Genomic DNA, 19,958 nt, shown 5'->3' on the forward strand with positions numbered 1-19,958 from the left:
CGACGACGTCGACGGCGAACCGGTCACCCCGTTTCTCCGTTACCCCGATACCCGGATCATGCGGCCGGGGAACGGAAGCGGAAGATCGGCCTCCGGTACCGGGGGCGGGCCCGGACGAGTCTGCCGGGCGCCGGTCCGATACTGCTCACGTGCGTTGGCTCCTCTCGAGGGTGCCCACCAAGTCATTCCGAGCACAGGGGAGTTGCTGCGGTGCGTGATGCTCTGCGGTGCGTCCGGAGGAAGATCCTACGGTTGCGAGCCCGGAGCGTATCAAGGGGTCCCGGAGTCGGGGACGTCACGCGGTCGGGGCTCGGTTCACACCGACGTCATGAGACATGTGGGTGAACAACGCCGGACCCGCGCCACGGCGCCGGGGCGCGGCCACGCGCGGGACCGCCCGCCGCCCGCGCGGGATCGCGCGCCCCCGGCGCCTACGGTCGGTGGCGCGCCGTGCGCTCTCCGCCGTGCGCCGGGCGGTCCCAGTCGTGCGGCAGGTGGGGAACCGGCCAGGACGGGTCCGGCCGCCAGTGCTCCCAGCCGTCGGTGAACGGCGGGCCCCAGGCGCGTACCGCGTCCGCCGCCGCCCGGCCGGCCGCGCGCACCCGCTCGGCCTGGGCGGCGTCCATGAGCCCGGCCCGCTGCGCCTGGGCGAACTCGTCCTCGTCCCGCCAGCGCCAGCTGCGGTTGGGGTGCACCTCGATGTCCAGGAAGTGGTCCTCCGAGTCCACCCCGTGGGACCAGCGGTGACGCGGCTCCTCCAGGTTCACGTACCAGTTCTTGAACCGCCAGCCCGGCTCCCAGAACAGCCACACGGACCACGGGTCCCCGGGCCGGGCCAGCTTGAGCACGCCCGCCCCGAACCAGCGGCAGCGCGTGACGGTGCGCGGCTTGGTGTACCGCGTCGCCAGCGGCTCCCGGTGCACCGGCGTGCCGTCGGCGAGCTGCGGCTTGACGCACGGAGTGCCGGGCGCCATCCAGACCGCCAGCAGCTCCGGCGTGTCCTGGACGACGGTCACCGGACGGCAGATGTGCGGGTAGTCCTCGCCGTTCGCCCGGTACCGCCACAGGATCTGCTGCCCCGGGTTCCAGTGGCCGTCCGGGTTCCGACCGGTCTCTCCCTGCGCCGTTCGCTCCGTGTCCGCTGTCATTCACGGATGGTACCCGTACGGTCGCAGCGCGGCCGGGACCGTGGCCCCGGCCGCGAGCACCCCTGGAGCGTCCCTCAGGGCCGCGTCATGCGCAGCACGTCCAGCGCCGCGTCCAACTGCTCCACCGTCAGCAGCCCGCGCTCCACGTAGCCGCCGTCCAGCACCGCCTGCCGGATGGTGACGCGCTCGGCCAGCGCCCGCTTCGCCACCTTCGCGGCCTCCTCGTAGCCCAGGTACCGGTTCAGCGGGGTGACGACGGAGGGCGAGGACTCCGCGTACTCCCGGGCCCGTTCGACGTTGGCGGTGATGCCGTCCACCGTCCGGTCCGCCAGCAGCCGGCTCGCGCCCGCCAGCAGCCGCACGGACTCCAGGACGTTGCGCGCCAGCACCGGCAGCATGACGTTCAGCTCGAAGGCCCCCGAGGCGCCCGCGGTCGTCACCGTGACGTCGTTGCCCACCACCTGCGCGGCCACCATCAGCACCGCCTCGGGGATCACCGGGTTCACCTTGCCCGGCATGATCGAGGAGCCCGGCTGGAGGTCGGGCAGGTTGATCTCGGCCAGCCCGGTCCGCGGGCCCGAGGCCATCCAGCGCAGGTCGTTGGCGATCTTCGTCAGGCCCACCGCGACCGTGCGGAGCTGCCCCGAGGTCTCCACCAGGCCGTCCCGCGCGCCCTGCGCTTCGAAGTGGTCCCGCGCCTCGGTGAGGGGCAGCCCGGTCATCCGGGCCACCTCGGCGATGACGGCCGCCGAGAAGCCCGGAGGCGTGTTGATGCCGGTGCCCACCGCCGTCCCGCCGAGGGGCAGTTCGGCGAGGCGGGGCAGCGAGGCGTGCAGCCGCTCCACCCCGTGCCGCATCTGTGCCGCGTATCCGGCGAACTCCTGGCCCAGTGTCACCGGGGTCGCGTCCATGAGGTGTGTGCGCCCCGACTTCACCACGGAGGCGAACTCCGCGGCCTTGCGCTCCAGCGCGTCCGCCAGGTGCTCGAGGGCGGGGATCAGGTCCTCGGTGACGGCGGCCGTCGCGGCGACGTGGATGGAGGAGGGGAAGACGTCGTTGGACGACTGGCTGGCGTTCACATCGTCGTTGGGGTGCACCGGTGCGCCGAGCCGCTCCCCGGCGAGGGTGGCCAGAACCTCGTTCATGTTCATGTTCGACGAGGTGCCCGAGCCCGTCTGGAAGACGTCCACGGGGAAGTGGTCGTCCCAGCGGCCGTCGGCGACCTCGCCCGCGGCCGCGACGATCGCCGCCGCCATCTCCTTGTCGACGACGCCGAGCTCGGCGTTGACCGTTGCCGCGGCGGCCTTGATCCGTGCCAGCGCCTGGATGTGCGCCCGTTCCAGCCGCTGACCCGAGACGGGGAAGTTCTCCACCGCGCGCTGGGTCTGGGCGCGCCACTTGGCGTGGGCCGGTACCTTGACCTCGCCCATGGAGTCGTGCTCGATGCGGTAGTCGTTCATGGGCCGAGCGTATGCCGCCGATCGCGCGCTGGGCGCGCTTCCGGCCACCCCGGTGGTGGGCTTCGGACCACCGGCGGGAGGGACGCCACCGGCCACCGCGCGACGCGTTCCGGCCGCCTGCCGGAGGAGACGAACCCTCCGACAGGCGGCGGCGGATCAGTTCCGGACGGGGATGGACGTGACGAACGGCTGGGAGGGGCCGGGGTCGGTGAAGAAGTCGTTGCCCTTGTCGTCCACGACGACGAACGCCGGGAAGTCCTCGACCTCGATCTTCCAGACCGCCTCCATGCCCAGCTCCTCGTACTCCAGGACCTCCACCTTCTTGATGCAGTCCTGGGCCAGCCGGGCCGCCGGGCCGCCGATGGAGCCCAGGTAGAAACCGCCGTGCGCGGCGCAGGCGTCGGTGACCTGCTTGCTGCGGTTGCCCTTGGCCAGCATGACGAACGAGCCGCCGGCCGCCTGGAACTGCTCGACGTAGGCGTCCATGCGCCCGGCCGTCGTCGGGCCGAAGGAGCCGGACGCGTAGCCCTCGGGTGTCTTGGCCGGGCCCGCGTAGTACACGGCGTGGTCGCGCAGGTACCGGGGCATCTCCTCGCCCGCGTCCAGCCGCTCCTTGATCCTGGCGTGCGCGATGTCGCGCGCGACGACCAGCGGACCCGTCAGCGACAGCCGTGTCTTGACCGGGTGCCTGGTCAGCTCCGCGCGGATCTCGTCCATGGGCCGGTTGAGGTCGATGCGGACGACGTCGTCGTCAGCGGACCCGGCGCCGGCCAGCTCCTCGCCCGTCGTCTCCGGCAGGAAGCGCGCCGGGTCCCGCTCCAGCTTCTCCAGGAAGACGCCCTCGGCAGTGATCTTGGCCTTGGCCTGCCGGTCGGCGGAGCAGGAGACGGCGATCGCCACCGGGCAGGACGCGCCGTGCCGGGGCAGCCGCACCACGCGCACGTCGTGGCAGAAGTACTTGCCGCCGAACTGCGCCCCGATGCCGATCTCGCGGGTCAGCTCGAAGACCTTCTTCTCCAGCTCCACGTCGCGGAAGCCGTGGCCCGCGGGGGAGCCCTCGGTGGGCAGCTCGTCCAGGTAGTGCGCGGAGGCGTACTTGGCCGTCTTCAGCGCGTACTCGGCGCTCGTGCCGCCCACGACGACCGCCAGGTGGTAGGGCGGGCAGGCGGCCGTGCCGAGCGAGCGGATCTTCTCCTCCAGGAAGCGCATCATCGCGCCCTCGTTGAGCACCGCCTTCGTCTCCTGGTAGAGGAAGGACTTGTTGGCGCTGCCGCCGCCCTTGGCCATGAACAGGAACTTGTACGCATCGCCGTCGGTCGCGTACAGCTCGATCTGCGCGGGCAGGTTGGTGCCGGTGTTCTTCTCGTCCCACATGGTCAGCGGGGCCATCTGGGAGTAGCGCAGGTTGAGCTGGTCGTAGGCGTCGAAGACGCCGCCGGACAGCGCCCGCTCGTCGTCGCCCTCGGTGAGCACGTTCTGCCCGCGCTTGCCCATGACGATCGCGGTGCCGGTGTCCTGGCACATCGGCAGCACGCCCGCCGCCGCGATGTTCGCGTTCTTCAGCAGGTCCAGCGCGACGAAGCGGTCGTTCGGGCTGGCCTCGGGGTCGTCGAGGATCTTCCGGAGCTGGGCCAGGTGATCGGCGCGCAGGAAGTGCGCGATGTCCTTCATGGCCTCGGCCGCGAGCGTGCGCAGCGTCTCCGGCTCGACCTTCAGGAAGGTGCGGCCGCCCGCCTCGAAGGTCGAGACCCCCTCCGTGGTGACCAGGCGGTACTCGGTGGGGTCCTCACCCGTGGGCAGGAGGTCCGTGTAGGAGAACTCTTCGGTCTCCGGACGGGGACGGGGAGCCATGTGGACGGGTTCCTCTCTCGACGACGCGGCGACTCGACGGCTTCGGCAAGCGCGTCTCACAGGGTAGAACGCGCGGGGCGCTCCGATCCTGTGAGGTTGGGCTCAGGCCCCGGGCCCCGGGCCCCGGGGCCGGGGGTCAGCGGCCTGGGACCAGCCGCCCGGGGCCAGCAGCCGGGATCACGAGCCATCACCCGATCGGGCTCTCGCGATCTATCGCGATACTCGTTACGCTGCGGGATGTGGACGACGCAGCGCTCAGCAAGCGGGCCACGGCGGGGGCCGCGCCCGCCGCCCCGGCCCGGCCCGCACCCGAATCCCCGGTCCGTGCCTCGGACGCCGAGCGGGACCGCACCGCGGCCCTTCTCGGGGAGGCCCTGGCCGAGGGGCGGATCACCGCCGAGGAGCACGCGGAGCGGGTGGGGGAGGCGTACGAGGCCCGCACCCGGGAGGCACTCCGGCGCCTGCTCGCGGATCTGCCCGCCGGGCGCCCGCATGCGGCACACGTGTCGTATCCGGCGCGCCCAGTGCCCCCGTCGCACATGCCGCACGTGCCGCACGTCACGCGCTGGGCACGCGGCCTTCCGGGCCCGCCGCACAGCGCGCTCGGCCGCGCGCTGGTCGCCGTCTTCAGCGCCGTCGTGCGCCGGGGGCGCTGGCGGGTCGGCCGCGGCCTGCACGCCTACGCCGTCTTCGGCAGCGTGGAGCTCGACCTGACGGAGGCGGTCTTCGAGCGCCAGGAGGTCGTCGTGGCGGCGTTCGCCCTCTTCGGCAGCGTGGAGATCACCGTCCCGGAGAACATCACCGTGCGGGACGCCGGTTCGGGCGTCATGGGTGCCTTCGAGATCGAGCCCCTCGTGGCGGAGGACCCCCGGGCGCCGGTGGTCGTCGTGCGCGGGCTCGCCGTGTGCGGAGCGGTCCAGGCGGCCGCGAAGCGGGGCCGACGCATACGCGACTTGCGCTCGAGTGGCGACTGAGCGCATAAGCGCGCGCACAGCGGGTAGAGGTCCGGGCATCGCCTCTCGCACGGCTCCCAGTGAACTCCCGTGCGCCAGAGGGCTGATCAGGGTGCTCCCATCGCCGTCGTCAGGAGTAGACAGTGCCGCGAACGCAGCATCAGTCTCCGCAGGCAGCCGTCCTCCCCCAGCAAGGTCGCGGACCGGAACGCGAGCAAGCCGGCCCGTGGCACTCGGAGGCGGTCTGCCGCAGAGACGAGGCCGGGCTCTTCTTCGCCCCGTCGAAGGAGCCGACGGCCGAGCGGCTGGCTCGCGAGCAGGCGGCCAAGTCCGTGTGCGCACGCTGTCCGGTCCTCGTCGAATGCCGCGAGCACGCCCTGGTCCAGCCCGAGCCCTACGGCGTATGGGGCGGGCTGACGGCGGCCGAGCGCCGGGTCGTCCTCGCCCGGCGGCGCCGCCGGGATGCCGCCGGGCAGCCCGACGCCGTCCCCGCCCAGGTCCGCCGCATCGCCTGAGCGGCGAGGGCGCGCCGGAGCGGGGGAGGCCCGGAGCGGTCAGATCGCGCGGTCGAAGTCGATCGCGCTGTACGCGCGCAGCTTGGCCAGCCGGTGTGTGGAGTCGATCTGCCGGATCGTGCCGGACTTCGACCGCATCACCAGGGACTGGGTGTAGGCCGTCTCCGCCCGGTAGCGCACGCCGCGCAGCAGGTCGCCGTCGGTGATGCCGGTGGCCACGAAGAAGACGTTCTCGCCGTTCACCAGGTCGTCCGTGTGCAGGACGCGGTCGAGGTCGTGGCCCGCGTCCAGCGCCCGCTGCCGCTCGGTGTCGTCCTTCGGCCACAGCTTGCCCTGGATCGTGCCGCCCAGGCACTTGATCGCACAGGCCGCGATGATGCCCTCCGGTGTGCCGCCGATGCCCAGCAGCAGGTCGACGCCGGTGCCCTCCCGCACGGCCATGATGGCGCCGGCCACGTCGCCGTCCGAGATGAACTTGATGCGGGCCCCGGCCTCCCGCACCTCCTTGACGATGCCCTCGTGCCGCGGCCGGTCCAGGATGACGACGGTGACGTCCTCGGGCGCACAGCCCTTGGCCTTGGCGACCCGCCGCACGTTCACCGAGGCCGGGGCGTTGATGTCCACGTACTCGGCGGCCTCGGGGCCGGTGGCCAGCTTGTCCATGTAGAACACCGCGGACGGGTCGAACATCGCGCCCCGCTCGGCGACGGCGAGCACCGACACCGCGTTGGCCATGCCCTTCGCCGTCAGCGTGGTGCCGTCCACCGGGTCGACGGCGACGTCGCACTCGGGGCCGGTGCCGTCGCCGACGCGCTCCCCGTTGAACAGCATCGGGGCCTCGTCCTTCTCCCCCTCGCCGATGACCACGACGCCGTTCATCGATACCGTCGACACCAGGGTGCGCATGGCCTTCACGGCCGCACCGTCCGCGCCGTTCTTGTCACCGCGGCCCACCCAGCGGCCCGAGGCCATCGCCCCGGCCTCGGTGACCCGGACGAGCTCCAGGGCCAGGTTGCGGTCAGGCGCCTCAGGGCTCACCTCGAGCGGGGACGGGAGATGGTTTTCCGGCATCGGAACGCACCTTTCCACCTGGTCGGCCGGGAGGAGCCGCAGGCAGTCAAGACGGGTGAGGGTACGTACGACCTTATCCGGAGAGCGCCAGGATGAGCAGAGGGCCCCACGTATGAGCGGCGCACCGTGCAGCGGGGCCCCGGGTCCGGGCATCGGCGCCCATGGGGGACGATGGAGGGCGTGGCAGCAACGCGTGGCTTGAAGACCGTCAAGGACATGGTGCTCTCGATGGCCCTGATCGGCCTGGGAGCCTGGTTCCTGTACCTGTTCGTCCCGCACGACGAGCAGCAGGACCCGGTGAAGCCGCTCCGCAGCTACCGGGCCGAGTTGATCACGGCCGGGCGGACGGCCTCCTACCCCGTGCTCGCCCCGGTGGGGCTGGACGAGGGCTGGCGGGCCACCTCGGTGAGCTTCGACCGGAACAGCGACTACGGCGCCGTGTGGCACCTGGGCTTCCACGACGCCGACGTCGAGTACGCGGCCGTCGAGCAGAGCGACGGCGATCCGCGCCTCTTCGTGGCCAAGGTCACCCACGAGGCGGTCGACACCGGTGCCACGACCGAGGTGGAGGGCGAGGAGTGGGCGCGCTACGAGGGCGACAAGTACGACGCCCTGGTGCTGCGCGAGGGTGAGTTCACCACCGTCGTCACGGGGACGGCGGACTTCGCGCGGCTGGCGGAGCTGGCCGCCGCGCTGGAGCCCCACGAGCCGGAGCCGGCGCCCTCGGGCTCGCCGGAGTAGTCACCCCGGGCCAAGCCCGCCGGGGCATCCCGGCGAGCCCGGCGGGTCCGGAGTCCCGGAGGCGGAACCGAGGCGTCCGAGGTGGTGGACGTCTCGGCGCGGACGTCAGAGCGTGGTGACGGCGTCCCGCGCGGACAGCCGGGGAGCGCGCGGCCGGTAGGCGTCCGGGCCGGGGCGCCCGATGTTGACGACCATGAGCGCCTTCTGCCTGCCGTCGCCGAAGAACTCCTTGTCGACGCCCGCGGCGTCGAACCCGGTCATCGGGCCCGCGGCGAGCCCGGCCGCGCGGACGCCGAGGATGAAGTAGCCGGCCTGGAGCGTGGCGTTCAGCGTGCCCGCCTGCTCCCGTGCCGCACGCTCGGCGAAGACGGCGTCCTTGAGCCCCGGCACGGCGGGGAACAGCTCGGGCAGCCGCTCGTGGAACTCCAGGTCGACGGAGAGGATCGCCGTCAGCGGCGCGCTGCGCGTCTTGGCCTGGTTCCCCTCGGCCAGTCGGCGCACGAGCCGCTCGCGGGCCTCGGCCGAGCGTATGAGCGTGATCCGCAGCGGGGACTGGTTGAAAGCCGTCGGCGCCAGCTTCACGAGGTCGTAGACGGCCTCGATCTGTTCCTCGCTCACCGGCTCGTCGGTGAAGGTGTTCGCGGTGTGCGCCTCACGGAACAGCAGGTCCTGGGCCGCGGCATCCAGAGCGAATGACATGTCCGTCCTCGGGTTCGGGGTCGTACGGGACTCTCCCGAGCATAAGGGTGAACATTCAACGATTATTCCGTGTGCCCCACCACGCCGGACTACTCGCCCGGACTACTCGCGGTCCTCGCTCGCGGTCTCCTCCCCGTTCCCGGGGCCGCCGCCCGCCCCGGCGGACTCCGCCCCCTCCTCGGCGTCCCCCGCCAGTGCCGCGTCCAGCCTGGCCCGCGCCCCCGCCAGCCAGCCCCGGCAGATGCCCGCCAGCTCCTCGCCGCGCTCCCACAGGGCCAGCGACTCCTCCAGCGTGGCGCCGCCCGCCTCCAGCCGCCGCACGACGTCGATCAGCTCGTCCCGCGCCTGCTCGTAGCCCAGCGCCGCGTCCCCGCCGGTGCCCGCGCCCGTCTCCGTGTTCGCCATGCCCCCAGCCTAAGAGCGCACTCCGACACCCGAAGACCACATCCGGCACCCGCGGAGGCGCTACCTCCCGGGCGTGACCGTCACCGTGAACTCGCCCTCGGCCACCCGCGCCCGCAGTGCCTCGCCTGCGGCGACCTCCTCGGCGTCCCGTACCACCGCGCCGTCCTCCCGCTGCAGCACCGCGTACCCGCGCCGCAGCGTCGCCGCCGGGGACAGCGCCACAACCCGGGCGCGGGTGTGCTCCAGCTCGGCCCCCGCCCGGTCCAGCACGTGGCCCAGTGTGCGGCGGCCGCGCAGCAGCAGCTCCTCCACCCGGCCCGCCCGCTCCTCGACCATCCGGTGCGGACGCGCCAGCACCGGGCGGCTCACGCAGTCCGCCAGGCCGCGCTCCTGCGCCTCCAGATACGCATCGAGGCAGCGCCGCGCCCGCTCCCGCAGGCGCTCTATGCGCTCGTGCTCCTCGCCCACGTCCGGCACGACGTCCTTCGCCGCGTGCGTCGGCGTCCGCGAGCGCAGATCCGCCACCAGGTCCAGCAGCGGAGTGTCCGGCTCGTGCCCGATCGCCGAGACGACCGGCGTCGAGCACTCCGCGACCGCCCGCACCAGCCGCTCGTCCGAGAACGGCAGCAGATCCTCCACGCTGCCGCCGCCCCGTGCGACGATCACCACCTCCACCTCCGGCGCCGCGTCCAGCTCCCGGACGGCCGAGATCACCTGCGGCACCGCGTGGACCCCCTGCACGGCCACGTTGCGCACCGCGAACCGCACCGCGGGCCAGCGCTGCCGCGCCGTCTCCAGCACGTCTCGCTCCGCCGCCGAGGCCCGCCCCGTCACCAGCCCCACCACCCGGGGCAGGAACGGCAGCGGCCTCTTGCGCCCGGCCGCGAACAAGCCCTCCGCCGTCAGCGCCTTCCTGAGCTGTTCCAGCCGCACCAGCAGCTCGCCCATCCCCACCGGGCGGATCTCCGCCGCCCGCAGCGAGAGCTGCCCGCGCGGCGCGTACCACTCCGGCTTCGCGTGCACGACGACCCGGGCGCCCTCGCCGACGACGTCCGCCACCCGGTCGAACACCTGGCGGAAGCACGTCACGCTCAGGGACATCTCGTGCGAGGGGTCGCGCAGCGTCAGGAAGACCACCCCGGCTCCCGGACGGCGGCTGAGCTGGGTGATCTGCCCCTCCACCCAGACCGCCCCCAGCCGGTCGATCCACCCGCCGATCATCCGCGACACCTGCGCCACCGGGATGGGCGCCTCGGGCGACGTGTTGAGAGCCATGCGCGCGACCCTACCGGCCGCCGCCGACAACCCCCGGGCCCGGCGACACCCGCGCCGGGGCCCGGCGGCTCCGCACCCCCATGCGCCCTCAGCCGGCCACGCGTGCGCCCGTACGATGGGCGCATGAGTGCTGAGACCGCCCGCCGCGTCCTCCTCGCCGCCCCCCGCGGGTACTGCGCGGGCGTGGACCGAGCCGTCATCGCCGTCGAGCAGGCCCTGAAGCAGTACGGCGCACCCGTCTACGTCCGACACGAGATCGTCCACAACAAGTACGTGGTGAAGACGCTCGAGAAGAAGGGCGCCATCTTCGTCGAGGAGACCTCCGAGGTACCGCCGGGCGAGATCGTCATCTTCTCCGCCCACGGCGTGGCCCCCGAGGTCCACCGCGAGGCCGAGCGCGGCAAGCTCGCCACCGTCGACGCCACCTGCCCGCTGGTCACCAAGGTGCACAAGGAAGCCGTCCGGTTCGCCAAGGACGACTACGACATCCTCCTCATCGGCCACGAGGGCCACGAGGAGGTCATCGGCACCACCGGCGAGGCACCCGAGCACATCACCCTGGTCGACGGGCCCAAGGACGTCGAGAACGTCGAGGTCAGGGACCCGGAGAAGGTGGTGTGGCTCTCCCAGACCACGCTCTCCGTCGACGAGACCATGGAGACCGTCGACGCGCTCCAGCAGAAGTTCCCCGCGCTCATCAGCCCGCCCAGCGACGACATCTGCTACGCCACCCAGAACCGGCAGACCGCGATCAAGCAGGTCGCCGCCGAGTCCGACCTCGTCCTCGTCGTCGGCTCCAAGAACTCCTCCAACTCCGTCCGCCTCGTCGAGACCGCCCTCGCCCACGGCGCCGCGGCCGGCCACCTCGTCGACAACGCCGGTGAGATCGACGCGTCCTGGCTGGACGGTGTCACCACCGTCGGCCTCTCCTCCGGCGCCTCCGTGCCCGACGTCCTGGTCGAGGGCGTCCTCGACTGGCTGGCCGAACGCGGATTCGCCGACGTCGAGGTCGTCCAGCCGGTGCGGGAGCACATCGAGTTCTCCCTGCCCAAGGAGCTGCGCCGCGACCTGCGCGCCGAGGCCGCCCAGAAGGTCTCCGACTGAGCCACCGCCCGTCGCCGGACCTCGCCCCCGCGCCGGGCCGCCCCCGGCGCGGGACCGCCGTCAGCCCGAGGGGCGCCGGGACCGCGGCGGCCCCGCCCGGCCCGGGCCCGGCTCGGGCCGCGCCGGAGCCCCGGGCTCCCTCAAAGGCCCCGGCCGCCGCCCGGCCGCGGCCTCCCGGGCCGCGCCGCGCCGCGCCGCCGCCAGCACCGCCCGCCGCACCACCGCCGCCGCTCCCGTCGCCAGCGTCCCGCCGTAGACCCAGCCCGCCTCCACGGCCAGGGCCGTCACGAACGTCATCACGCGCGCCCCGAAGCCGCCGTCCTCCGCCCCGCCGGTGAGCAGCACCAGCCCGGTCGCGTACGCGATGGGGGCCACCACCGGTGCGGTGAACGCGTCGGCGGGCCGCACCCACAGGGCCGAGGCCAGTCCCACCAGCACGAAACAGCACCCGTACGCCGTCGTCGACGCGTCCAGCAGCCACCGCACGAGGCCGCCCAGCACCACCATGGCCGTGATCGTCAGCAGCCCGCTGCCCAGAGCCGTCAGCCGCATCGCCGACAGCTTCGCGACGACCGCGGGCGGCCGTCGCACCACCCCGGGCCGCGCCTCCCGCCGCGCCTCCCGGTCCCGCCGCACCGGCGCCCGCACCGGCCGCCGGGGACGCACCGGCCGTCGGCCCCGGCCACCCCGGGGCACCGGAACCCGCTCACGCCCGCCCTTCATCTGCTCCACGGGACCAACGTAGGCCGCATCCACCCCGTGCCCACCCCCCTGACACGCCGCCTCCCTCGCCCTCGTGACCCCCCCCCAGGCATGACATCGTTACGCCAGGGGAGGAGGTGTTCATATGACCGCGACGCTTCCGTAGGTCACCGTGGCCGACAGCCTGCGCGAGGTCGCCCACGGGCTCCCGGTTCCCGTCGTTGGAGGGACGGCCGCGCCCGTAGACTGGGGGACCGGCCCGCACGCACCGGGCCACCGGCCCAGATCATCTCGCTACGGGAAGTCGCCACGTGTCGCTCACGATCGGAATCGTCGGCCTGCCGAATGTCGGCAAGTCGACCCTGTTCAACGCCCTGACCAAGAACGACGTGCTGGCGGCCAACTACCCGTTCGCCACCATCGAGCCGAACGTCGGCGTCGTCGGTGTGCCCGACCCGCGGCTGGGCAAGCTCGCCGAGATCTTCAGCTCCGAGCGTGTCCTGCCGGCCACTGTCGACTTCGTCGACATCGCCGGCATCGTGCGCGGCGCCAGCGAGGGCGAGGGCCTGGGCAACAAGTTCCTCCACAACATCCGCGAGTCCGACGCGATCTGCCAGGTCATCCGCGCCTTCCAGGACGAGAACGTCGTCCACGTCGACGGGGAGGTCTCGCCCAAGAGCGACATCGAGACGATCAACACCGAGCTGATCCTCGCCGACCTCCAGACCGTCGAGAAGGTCCTGCCGCGGCTGGAGAAGGAAGCCCGGATCAAGAAGGACAAGCAGCCCCAGGTCAAGGCCGTCCAGGAGGCGAAGGCGATCCTGGAGGAGGGCCGTACCCTCTTCTCCGCGGGCGTCGCCCAGGGCACCGAGGCAGCCGAGGCCCTGCACGAGCTGCACCTCCTCACCACCAAGCCCTTCCTCTACGTCTTCAACGTCGATGAGGAGGAGCTGACCGACGAGGACTTCAAGGCCGAGCAGCGCGCCCTCGTCGCACCGGCCGAGGCGATCTTCCTCAACGCCAAGCTGGAGGCCGACCTCGCCGAGCTGGAGGAGGACGAGGCGCTGGAGCTCCTCCAGTCCGTCGGCCAGGAGGAGCCCGGCCTCGCCACCCTCGCCCACGTCGGCTTCCGCACCCTGGGCCTGCAGACCTACCTGACCGCGGGCCCCAAGGAGTCCCGCGCCTGGACGATCAAGCAGGGCGCCACCGCCCCCGAGGCCGCCGGAGTCATCCACACCGACTTCCAGAAGGGCTTCATCAAGGCGGAGGTCATCTCCTTCGACGCCCTCGTCGACGCCGGCTCCGTCGCCGAGGCCCGCTCCCGCGGCAAGGCCCGCATGGAGGGCAAGGACTACGTCATGCAGGACGGTGACGTCGTCGAGTTCCGCTTCAACGTCTGATACGTCCGGCGAAAGGCCGTCTGACCTGCGGCGGAGCGGGTTGGGCGGCTGGCGGTCGCGGAAGTGAGCACCCAACGAGAGCTCGACAGCGCCGAGCACACCGCCGAGGTCCTCACCTGGCGAGTCACCGCTCAGCCGAACCGGCGGACGCAAGCGGTTCGCAGCCCAAGCGCCCTCAGCGGAACGACGTCCACGTTCGCCACGCCCCACCCTCTGGCCCACACCGGTGACCAGGAAGCCCGAAGAGCTCAACCGGCGCCGCTGACACCAGTCGGATGACCTCCCACGCGTCCTGGCGGGGGCATCGGGCCGTGTTCAACGGCACGATCTGTGAGGACCTTCCACACCTCGCGCGGTTCATGCTGCTGCGCAGTCCGTGGCGCGGTCCGATCGGCGGGCGGGCCGATGTGGAAGCCGTCGATCAGCTTCCTTTCGCTCAGCGGCTCCCTATCGGGTATCGATGTCGGCTGGCTCGTCATGGAGTCAGCCGAAGCCGACGCCCCGACTGGTCGAGCCCTCTCGGGCCTGTACGAAGATGTCTTGGCCATGGACCCGAGTGGGCGCGATGGAGCGGATTGTCTGAACGGGATCCAGACTCAGAAGCCTAGCCCGCGGAGTCGTCGTAGAGGCGGAAGAGGCGGAGGCCACCGCGGGTGTGGTCGTCCTCCTCGCGGAGGGCGTGCCAGCACTCGGCGGTCAGTGCGCGGGCCCGGGTGCCGGCCCAGGGGCGGGGCAGCAGTTCGGGGGGCAGCAGGGGGTCGGGGCGCATGGCGGCTGTGAAGGCCGTGGCCAGTTCGATCGCGTACGTCAGCCGCTCGGTCGGGGTGGGCCGGACCGGCCCGGTCAGCCGGGCCAGGCGGGCGGTGGCGAGGGCGGCGAGGTCCTCGTGGCGGTCCGCGACGGCCTGGAGCGGCCAGAGCAGGGCGGCGAGCCGAACGGGGTCGTCCTCGTCGCCCACCCGCAGGTCCCGGGTGGTGAGACGGGTGAGGGAGGGGAGGACGTCGAGGTGCCGGGCGTGCGCCTCGACGACGGGCCCGATCGCGTTGGCGGTGACGTAGAGGCCGCCCTGGAGCGGGGCCGCGCCCAGGTGGAGGAGGGTGTCGCGCAGGGCGTCGCGGGCCTGCCGGGCGGTTTCGGGGACGGCGAAGGCGTACAGGTGCCAGGTGCCGTCCCAGGGGGCGAGTCCCCGGTCCTGCACGTAGGCGTGGCGGACGTACTCGACCTCCGGTGCGATGACGCCGGTGGGGTCGGCGGTGGCGTGGAGCACCGCCTTGCGGCCGCGGCCTTCCTGGGTGAACCGGCCCTCGGCGACGAGGCGTTTGACGCAGAGCCTGACCTGCTGGTCGGTCATGGCGAGGGCGCCGGCGACGGTGTAGAGCTCGCCGGCGTCGACGGTGCCGTCCTCGCGCAGGAGCGCGAACACCAGGGTCCGGGTGCTGATCTGGGGCGGGGTGGGCTCTGCCGCGTTGCTCGTCGTGCCGTCGGTCATCGTCGCTGCTCCTCGGTGCTGTCGGACGCGTCGCCGGCCGGGTGTGCCGGGACGGGGCGGTGCATCGTCGTCACGGCGCCGAAGCCCATCAGGCGCCTGAGATACGGCGTCCGCTCGGTGTGCACGGCGACGAAGCCGTGCCGCTCGTAGAGGGCGCGGGCGCGTGGGTTGACGTCGATGACGTCCAGGCGGACGCGGGCGCAGCCGTGTTCGGCGGCGAGGGTGGCCATCTCCGTCAGCAGGAGGCCGCCGATGCCGGTGCCCCGGTGTGCGGGGTCGACGGCGATGCCGTCCATGACCAGCTCGCCGGGTTCCGGGGTGCGTTCGAGCAGGGCCAGGAGGGCGAGCCGGGGCAGGCCTCGGAGGAGCCCGTAGGCGGAGAGGACATCGCCCGTGCCGCCGCCGGTCAGGGCGCGTCCGTCGAGCTGGTACCCGGCCACGGCGACGACCCGGCCGTCCGGGGCGAGGGCGACGGCGCCGCGGTCGTGGTGGAGGTGGGCGGCGATGAAGGCGCGGCCGCGTTCGGCGGGGCCCAAGGCGGCGCCGAGCTTGCGGCCGAAGGCCTCCCAGTACAACTCCGCGGCGCGTTCCTCGGCTCCGTGCGGTACGCCGCGCCGGATGTCGACTGCTGTGTCCACGCTTCCTCCTCGCACTGACTGTACTATCATCATACGCTCGTCTTGAGAACGAGCGTTCATATAGCGATAGTTATGGGGGCGGAGATGCGGACGAGGCCGAAGCGCGGGACGTCGACGCGGGGCCGGAAGGTGGTGCGGGTCCTGCTGGCGACGGCGGCCGCACTGGCGGTCCTGGCCGCGGGCCTGGGCGGCATCGTGGTCTGGCAGCACAGCTACGACCTGCGGGAGCGGGCGGTGACCATCCGCCACGGCGGCCGGGTCCTCGACGGGGTGCTGGCCCTGCCTCCGCAGGGGGAGGGGCCGTATCCCCTGGTGGTCTTCGTCCACGGGGACGGGCCGGTCGACGCGACGCACGACACCTTCTACCGGCCGATCTGGGAATCCCTCGCCCGTGCCGGGTACGCCTCGCTGTCGTGGAACAAGCCCGGCGTGGGCGGTGCTCCGGGAGACTGGCTCGACCAGACCATGGACGACCGGGCCGACGAGGCCGCCGCCGCCATCGCCTGGGCCCGCGACCATCCGGACGTCGACCGCGGTCGCATCGGGCTGTGGGGCGTGAGCCAGGCGGGCTGGGTCCTTCCCAGGGTCGCGGCCCGGGAACCGGGCCTGCGGTTCGTCATCGCGGTCTCACCCGCCGTCAACTGGCACCGGCAGGGCCGCTACAACCTTCTCGCCGAACTGCGCGAGGACGGCGCCTCCGCCGTCGAGACGGCCGCCGCCCTGCGCCGGCGCCAGACCGTGCTGGACCTGCTCCGGCGCGACGCGTCCCACGAGGCGTACGTCCGCGCGGTGGACGGCCCCGACCGCATGACGGCCGCCCGCTGGCGGTTCGTGTCCAGGAACCACACCGCGGACGCCACCGCGGACCTGCCGGCGCTGCGCGGCGTCCCCGTGCTGCTGGTGCTCGCCGGGCACGACCTGAACGTCGACACCACCGAGACGGAGGCCGTCTACCGGCGGCTGCTCCCCGGCCCCGAACTGCGCGTCGCCCGCTACCCCGACGCCTCCCACAGCCTGCTGCGGCACGACGTCGAGGACTCGTCGACCCGCCTCACCCTCACCGGACTGTTCGCCCCCCGCGGGCTGTTCGCCGATGGCTTCCTGGCCGACCAGCGGGAGTTCCTGGCCTCTCTCGGGACCGAGCGGGCGGAGTCGTGACCCTCTGAGGCGACCCCGGCGCCGCACACGCGCACCGCCGGGCGTCCCCACCCGGCGGTCGGTCTCAGCCGTCGGGGCGGGCGGCCGCGTCGGCGTCAGCGTCGTCCGTGCCGTCGCCGCGGCCGTCGCGCGCCGGCCCGGGAACCCGGGGGAGCGGAGAAGGGCCCGGGCCCGGCAGTGTGTGCCGGGCCCGGGCGGGTGGGGGGTGGGCGGGAATCAGAGCGAGAGGGTCCAGGTGTCGAGGTAGCCCGTGTCGTACCGGGCGGTGTCCTGGAGGCGCAGCTTCCAGGTACCGTCGCGGGCCTCGCCGGACAGGTCGACGGTGTAGGTCTGGTGGATGTCGTCGGCGCTGTCGCTGCCGCTGGCGCTCTTGAGCGGGTAGGTGCTGCCGTCGGGGGCGATCAGGTCGACGACGAGGTCACCGCGCCACGTGTGCTCGACGTGGACCTCGACGGTGCTGGTGCTGGACGCGGTGCCGCCGCAGCCCGAGACCTGGATGCTGCTGGTGACGGCCGAACCGTTGTCGGGGATGCTGAGGTTCGTGCCGTTGGTGACGCTGCAGTCCGAGGGCGGGGGCGTGCTGCCGCCGCCGTAGGGGTTCTCGGCGTTCTCGGCCGCGTAGACCAGCATGGGCTTGACCTGGTTCCAGAACGTGTTCTGGCAGGAGTAGTCCGGGTGGAAGCCGCCGCAGGAGCCGCCGGAGGGGCCGACTTCCCAGGTGAAGCTGGGGACGCCGAGGTCGTCGTAGGCCCAGTCGTCGTGGCTGCCGCTGGCGTTGTAGAGGATCTCGCCGGGCTGGCCGTACTGCCAGCCGCCGGCCAGGCTCGCCATGTCCTGGGCCATGGCGCGCATCGCGGCGTCGTTGCCGGTTTCGACGGAGGAGTCGAAGCCCCAGGGGAACAGCACCATGTTGGAGTAGCTGTGCATGGTGATGAACATGCCCTGGGTGTCGGGGTCGGCGGCGGTGCCGTCACCGGTGGAGCGGGTGTCCGGGAACAGGTCGCGGTAGAGCGCGTGCAGGGCCTGCGTCTCGACCTCGGAGTCCGCGGAGGGGCCCTTGTAGACCTTGGAGCAGGGGTCGGAGCTGGTGCCCGCTCCGCCCCAGTGGCTGCCGTTGTTGCGGTTGAGGTCGATGCCCTCGCCGCCGTAGGAGCCCTCGTAGCAGCCGTTGCTGTGGGTGTGGTTGGCGTTCTTGCGGTGCCACTGCTGCCCGCTGGGGCCGCCCATGAAGCCCTGCTGGACCATGTCGACGCCGTCGGGGTTGCCGATCGGCACGACCCAGACCTCGCGGGTGTCCAGGATCTCGGTGGCCGTCGCGTCGCTGCCGTAGCCGTCGGTCAGGTAGTCGATCCAGCGGTAGGCCATCTCGCCGGTGGTCAGCTCACGGGCGTGGACCTGGGCCTGGACGAACAGCCGCGGCTTGGTGGAGTTCGGGCTCAACTGGCAGTCGCCGGACTGCTTCTTGGTGATGCAGATGGCCTTGAGGTCGTAGCCGCCGGAGCGGCCGGTGGCCTTGCGCCAGGAGTCCCCGACGTCGAAGACGGTGGCCAGGGAGGAGTGGTCCGCGGCGACCTGGTCGAGGTGGGCGTACTGGGCGTTCACCGTGCGGTAGCCGCCGTAGTAGGTCTCCTCGGCCATCTCGGCGGTCATGCGCGGGGCCTGCCCACTGCGCTTGGGCGGCTCCCAGGGGGCCGGGGTCAGCTTCTGCTCGACGGTGGCCTTCAGCCCGGCCGCCTTCAGGTCCTTCGCGGTGCCGGCGTCGCCGAGGACGAACAGGTCGTCCGCGTCGCGGTCTTCGATCAGGTCGAAGCCGGCGAGCGCGCTCTCCGCCGCGTGGGCGCCGTCGTGGACGCGGTAGACGTAGGCGCGGTCGTCCTCGGCCGCGGCGGGTCTGTCGGGCGGCGGGGCGGCGACGCCGTAGCCGGTGCCGGCCGCGAGCGCGGCCGTCGTGGCGGCCGCGACCAGCCAGAGGGTCGTTTTCTTACGCACGTAAACCTCATTCAACGTGGGGGACGGCGGGTTGGGAACCGCCGTACGACGACGAGGTGCCTGATGACCGCAAGGGCCAGGGGCCAGGATTGGCCAGCCGTAGCGGTTCTGTGAATGCGCGTGCGCTTCCGATCCCGGACATTGTCCGGTTCCGGTACCGAACAACCCGGAAAAACAGCGCGAAACGCACTCTTGACGGTGACTTGAGAGCGGTCCTAAAGTCCGGTCGCGCCCGGCGGCCCCGTCGGCGCCGGGAGGTACACGTGTTCCTGTTGGAGCCGGTCGGCTTCGGCCGCACCGAGAACGACGCGTACCTCGGGCTGCTCGACCTGAAGCGGGCGACCGCGGAGGAGCTGGGCGAGCACCTCGGTGTCCCGGCGGCCGGGCTGCTGCCTTCCCTCCAGCGGCTCCTGGAGGCCGGGCTCGTCCAGCAGCTGGGCTTCACCCCGGCCGTCTACGCCGCCGTCCCGCCGGACGAGTCGCTGGCGGCGCTCATCGACCACCGGCGCGGCGAGCTGGCCCGGATGCGCTCGCACGTCGAGGAGCTGGCGGACCGGCTGCGCGCCGGCTCGCGGCGTGCCGGGCGGGACCAGCCCGTGGTGGAGCTGCTCGACGGTGAGGACGCCGTGCTGGCTGCGGTGGCCCGCATCCAGCTGCAGGCGCGGGAGGAGGTCATCGCCGTCGACGCGCCGCCGTACATCGGTGGCGGACCCGGCAACCCGAACGACCTCGAACTCAACCGGCTGGCGGCGGGCGTGGCCTACCGGTGCGTCTACTCACGTGAGGCGCTGGACTCGCCGGAGACGCTGGAGGCCATGCGGCGCTGCACCGAGGCGGGCGAGCAGGCCCGGATCCTCCCCGGGGTCACGCTGAAGATGGTCGTGGCCGATCGTTCGACGGCGATGCTGCCCGTCTCCTACACCGAGCCGGACCCGGGCATGCGGCTGCTCGTCCACGGGTCCGCCCTCGTCGACGTGCTGGTGTGCTGCTTCGAGCAGTTGTGGGCGCGGGCCACGCCGGTGGACGCCCGGCAGGCCGAGTGCGGCCCGACGGGGCGGGACCGCGAGCTGCTGTCCCTGCTCGCCTCGGGGCTGAAGGACCGCACCATCGCCCGGGCCCTGGGCGTCACCGAGCGGACCGTGGGCCGCCGGCTCACCGAGCTGATGGCCGAGCTCGGGGTGGAGACGCGCTTCCAGGCGGGCGTGCAGGCGGCGCGCCGCGGCTGGATCTAGCGGCTCGCCCGCCGGCGGACGTTGACGCCCGGCCCCGGGTTCCCCGGCCCCGGGCCCGTCCCGTTTGCCGCTCTCGCGGCTTCCCCCACCCGCCCCGCACCATGCCCTCGCGCCCCGGCTTGTCGGCA

General features: G+C 72.8%; 18 protein-coding genes. 7 read left to right on the plus strand and 11 right to left on the minus strand.

Annotation, left to right across the window (positions count from 1 at the left end; genetic code table 11):
• Nucleotides 1-431 precede the first annotated feature (431 nt).
• The 3 genes from fomD to O7609_RS17635 form a co-directional block, all read right to left on the minus strand.
• Nucleotides 432-1,148, minus strand: coding sequence for a cytidylyl-2-hydroxypropylphosphonate hydrolase (gene fomD, locus O7609_RS17625; RefSeq protein WP_269743876.1), 717 nt, complete (start codon nucleotides 1,146-1,148; stop codon nucleotides 432-434).
• 74 nt (nucleotides 1,149-1,222) lie between these two features.
• Nucleotides 1,223-2,608 (minus strand): class II fumarate hydratase, encoded by a 1,386-nt coding sequence (locus tag O7609_RS17630; protein ID WP_269736029.1) that lies wholly within the window; start codon nucleotides 2,606-2,608, stop codon nucleotides 1,223-1,225.
• A gap of 156 nt (nucleotides 2,609-2,764) precedes the next feature.
• Nucleotides 2,765-4,459 carry a fumarate hydratase gene (locus O7609_RS17635; RefSeq protein ID WP_269736028.1) on the minus strand — a complete coding sequence of 565 codons (1,695 nt, stop codon included), beginning with the start codon at nucleotides 4,457-4,459 and terminating at the stop codon, nucleotides 2,765-2,767.
• Nucleotides 4,460-4,698: 239 nt separating this feature from the next.
• On the opposite strand from O7609_RS17635, the gene O7609_RS17640 reads away from it, so the two are divergent.
• Entirely contained in the window at nucleotides 4,699-5,433 is a 735-nt protein-coding gene (locus O7609_RS17640) for a DUF1707 SHOCT-like domain-containing protein (protein ID WP_269736027.1), read from the plus strand.
• Between the two features lie 122 nt (nucleotides 5,434-5,555).
• Nucleotides 5,556-5,927, plus strand: coding sequence for a WhiB family transcriptional regulator (locus O7609_RS17645; protein WP_269736026.1), 372 nt, complete (start codon nucleotides 5,556-5,558; stop codon nucleotides 5,925-5,927).
• 39 nt (nucleotides 5,928-5,966) lie between these two features.
• Here O7609_RS17645 and glpX read toward each other — a convergent pair whose 3' ends face one another.
• Nucleotides 5,967-6,998: a class II fructose-bisphosphatase gene (glpX, locus tag O7609_RS17650; RefSeq protein WP_269736025.1), complete on the minus strand. Its 1,032-nt coding sequence runs from the start codon at nucleotides 6,996-6,998 to the stop codon at nucleotides 5,967-5,969.
• A gap of 171 nt (nucleotides 6,999-7,169) precedes the next feature.
• On the opposite strand from glpX, the gene O7609_RS17655 reads away from it, so the two are divergent.
• A complete protein-coding gene (locus O7609_RS17655; protein WP_269736024.1) occupies nucleotides 7,170-7,739 on the plus strand; it encodes a DUF4245 domain-containing protein in 570 nt (189 codons plus the stop codon).
• Nucleotides 7,740-7,844: 105 nt separating this feature from the next.
• Here the strand turns inward: O7609_RS17655 and O7609_RS17660 are convergent, their stop codons facing one another.
• The 3 genes from O7609_RS17660 to xseA form a co-directional block, all read right to left on the minus strand.
• A complete protein-coding gene (locus O7609_RS17660; protein WP_269736023.1) occupies nucleotides 7,845-8,438 on the minus strand; it encodes a malonic semialdehyde reductase in 594 nt (197 codons plus the stop codon).
• A 102-nt stretch (nucleotides 8,439-8,540) separates the two neighbouring features.
• Nucleotides 8,541-8,843: an exodeoxyribonuclease VII small subunit gene (locus O7609_RS17665; RefSeq protein ID WP_269736022.1), complete on the minus strand. Its 303-nt coding sequence runs from the start codon at nucleotides 8,841-8,843 to the stop codon at nucleotides 8,541-8,543.
• A 60-nt stretch (nucleotides 8,844-8,903) separates the two neighbouring features.
• Nucleotides 8,904-10,118 (minus strand): exodeoxyribonuclease VII large subunit, encoded by a 1,215-nt coding sequence (xseA, locus tag O7609_RS17670; RefSeq protein WP_269743877.1) that lies wholly within the window; start codon nucleotides 10,116-10,118, stop codon nucleotides 8,904-8,906.
• 123 nt (nucleotides 10,119-10,241) lie between these two features.
• Here xseA and O7609_RS17675 point away from each other — a divergent pair, with 123 nt between their 5' ends.
• A complete protein-coding gene (locus tag O7609_RS17675) occupies nucleotides 10,242-11,222 on the plus strand; it encodes a 4-hydroxy-3-methylbut-2-enyl diphosphate reductase (protein ID WP_269736020.1) in 981 nt (326 codons plus the stop codon).
• Between the two features lie 60 nt (nucleotides 11,223-11,282).
• Here the strand turns inward: O7609_RS17675 and O7609_RS17680 are convergent, their stop codons facing one another.
• A complete protein-coding gene (locus tag O7609_RS17680) occupies nucleotides 11,283-11,945 on the minus strand; it encodes a DUF6542 domain-containing protein (RefSeq protein WP_269744374.1) in 663 nt (220 codons plus the stop codon).
• A 290-nt stretch (nucleotides 11,946-12,235) separates the two neighbouring features.
• Here O7609_RS17680 and ychF point away from each other — a divergent pair, with 290 nt between their 5' ends.
• Nucleotides 12,236-13,324: a redox-regulated ATPase YchF gene (ychF, locus tag O7609_RS17685; RefSeq protein ID WP_269743878.1), complete on the plus strand. Its 1,089-nt coding sequence runs from the start codon at nucleotides 12,236-12,238 to the stop codon at nucleotides 13,322-13,324.
• Between the two features lie 604 nt (nucleotides 13,325-13,928).
• Here the strand turns inward: ychF and O7609_RS17695 are convergent.
• Nucleotides 13,929-14,813 carry a PaaX family transcriptional regulator C-terminal domain-containing protein gene (locus O7609_RS17695; RefSeq protein ID WP_269736017.1) on the minus strand — a complete coding sequence of 295 codons (885 nt, stop codon included), beginning with the start codon at nucleotides 14,811-14,813 and terminating at the stop codon, nucleotides 13,929-13,931.
• Nucleotides 14,810-15,451: a GNAT family N-acetyltransferase gene (locus O7609_RS17700; protein ID WP_269736016.1), complete on the minus strand. Its 642-nt coding sequence runs from the start codon at nucleotides 15,449-15,451 to the stop codon at nucleotides 14,810-14,812. Before O7609_RS17700 ends, O7609_RS17695 begins: the two co-directional genes overlap by 4 nt.
• 84 nt (nucleotides 15,452-15,535) lie before the next feature.
• On the opposite strand from O7609_RS17700, the gene O7609_RS17705 reads away from it, so the two are divergent.
• Nucleotides 15,536-16,609, plus strand: a complete 1,074-nt coding sequence (locus O7609_RS17705) for an alpha/beta hydrolase family protein (RefSeq protein WP_269743879.1) — start codon at nucleotides 15,536-15,538, stop codon at nucleotides 16,607-16,609.
• Between the two features lie 216 nt (nucleotides 16,610-16,825).
• On the opposite strand, the gene O7609_RS17710 is transcribed toward O7609_RS17705, so the two are convergent.
• The gene (locus O7609_RS17710) at nucleotides 16,826-18,598 is read right to left on the minus strand and encodes a M14 family zinc carboxypeptidase (protein WP_269743880.1); all 1,773 of its coding nucleotides are present in this window, start codon (nucleotides 18,596-18,598) and stop codon (nucleotides 16,826-16,828) included.
• Between the two features lie 263 nt (nucleotides 18,599-18,861).
• Here O7609_RS17710 and O7609_RS17715 point away from each other — a divergent pair, with 263 nt between their 5' ends.
• A complete protein-coding gene (locus O7609_RS17715; RefSeq protein WP_269743881.1) occupies nucleotides 18,862-19,830 on the plus strand; it encodes a helix-turn-helix transcriptional regulator in 969 nt (322 codons plus the stop codon).
• The last annotated feature ends 128 nt before the right edge of the window (nucleotides 19,831-19,958 follow it).

The organism is Streptomyces sp. WMMC1477 (assembly GCF_027460245.1).
Lineage (GTDB): Bacteria > Actinomycetota > Actinomycetes > Streptomycetales > Streptomycetaceae > Streptomyces.

Bases quoted from the DNA above. Each gene is read 5' to 3' on its own strand.
- fomD (WP_269743876.1), bottom strand. From the start codon at position 1,148: ATGACAGCGGACACGGAGCGAACGGCGCAGGGAGAGACCGGTCGGAAC.
- O7609_RS17630 (WP_269736029.1), bottom strand. From the start codon at position 2,608: ATGAACGACTACCGCATCGAGCACGACTCCATGGGCGAGGTCAAGGTA.
- O7609_RS17635 (WP_269736028.1), bottom strand. From the start codon at position 4,459: ATGGCTCCCCGTCCCCGTCCGGAGACCGAAGAGTTCTCCTACACGGAC.
- glpX (WP_269736025.1), bottom strand. From the start codon at position 6,998: ATGCCGGAAAACCATCTCCCGTCCCCGCTCGAGGTGAGCCCTGAGGCG.
- O7609_RS17655 (WP_269736024.1), top strand. From the start codon at position 7,170: ATGGAGGGCGTGGCAGCAACGCGTGGCTTGAAGACCGTCAAGGACATG.
- O7609_RS17660 (WP_269736023.1), bottom strand. From the start codon at position 8,438: ATGTCATTCGCTCTGGATGCCGCGGCCCAGGACCTGCTGTTCCGTGAG.
- O7609_RS17665 (WP_269736022.1), bottom strand. From the start codon at position 8,843: ATGGCGAACACGGAGACGGGCGCGGGCACCGGCGGGGACGCGGCGCTG.
- xseA (WP_269743877.1), bottom strand. From the start codon at position 10,118: ATGGCTCTCAACACGTCGCCCGAGGCGCCCATCCCGGTGGCGCAGGTG.
- O7609_RS17675 (WP_269736020.1), top strand. From the start codon at position 10,242: ATGAGTGCTGAGACCGCCCGCCGCGTCCTCCTCGCCGCCCCCCGCGGG.
- O7609_RS17680 (WP_269744374.1), bottom strand. From the start codon at position 11,945: ATGAAGGGCGGGCGTGAGCGGGTTCCGGTGCCCCGGGGTGGCCGGGGC.
- O7609_RS17695 (WP_269736017.1), bottom strand. From the start codon at position 14,813: ATGACCGACGGCACGACGAGCAACGCGGCAGAGCCCACCCCGCCCCAG.
- O7609_RS17705 (WP_269743879.1), top strand. From the start codon at position 15,536: ATGCGGACGAGGCCGAAGCGCGGGACGTCGACGCGGGGCCGGAAGGTG.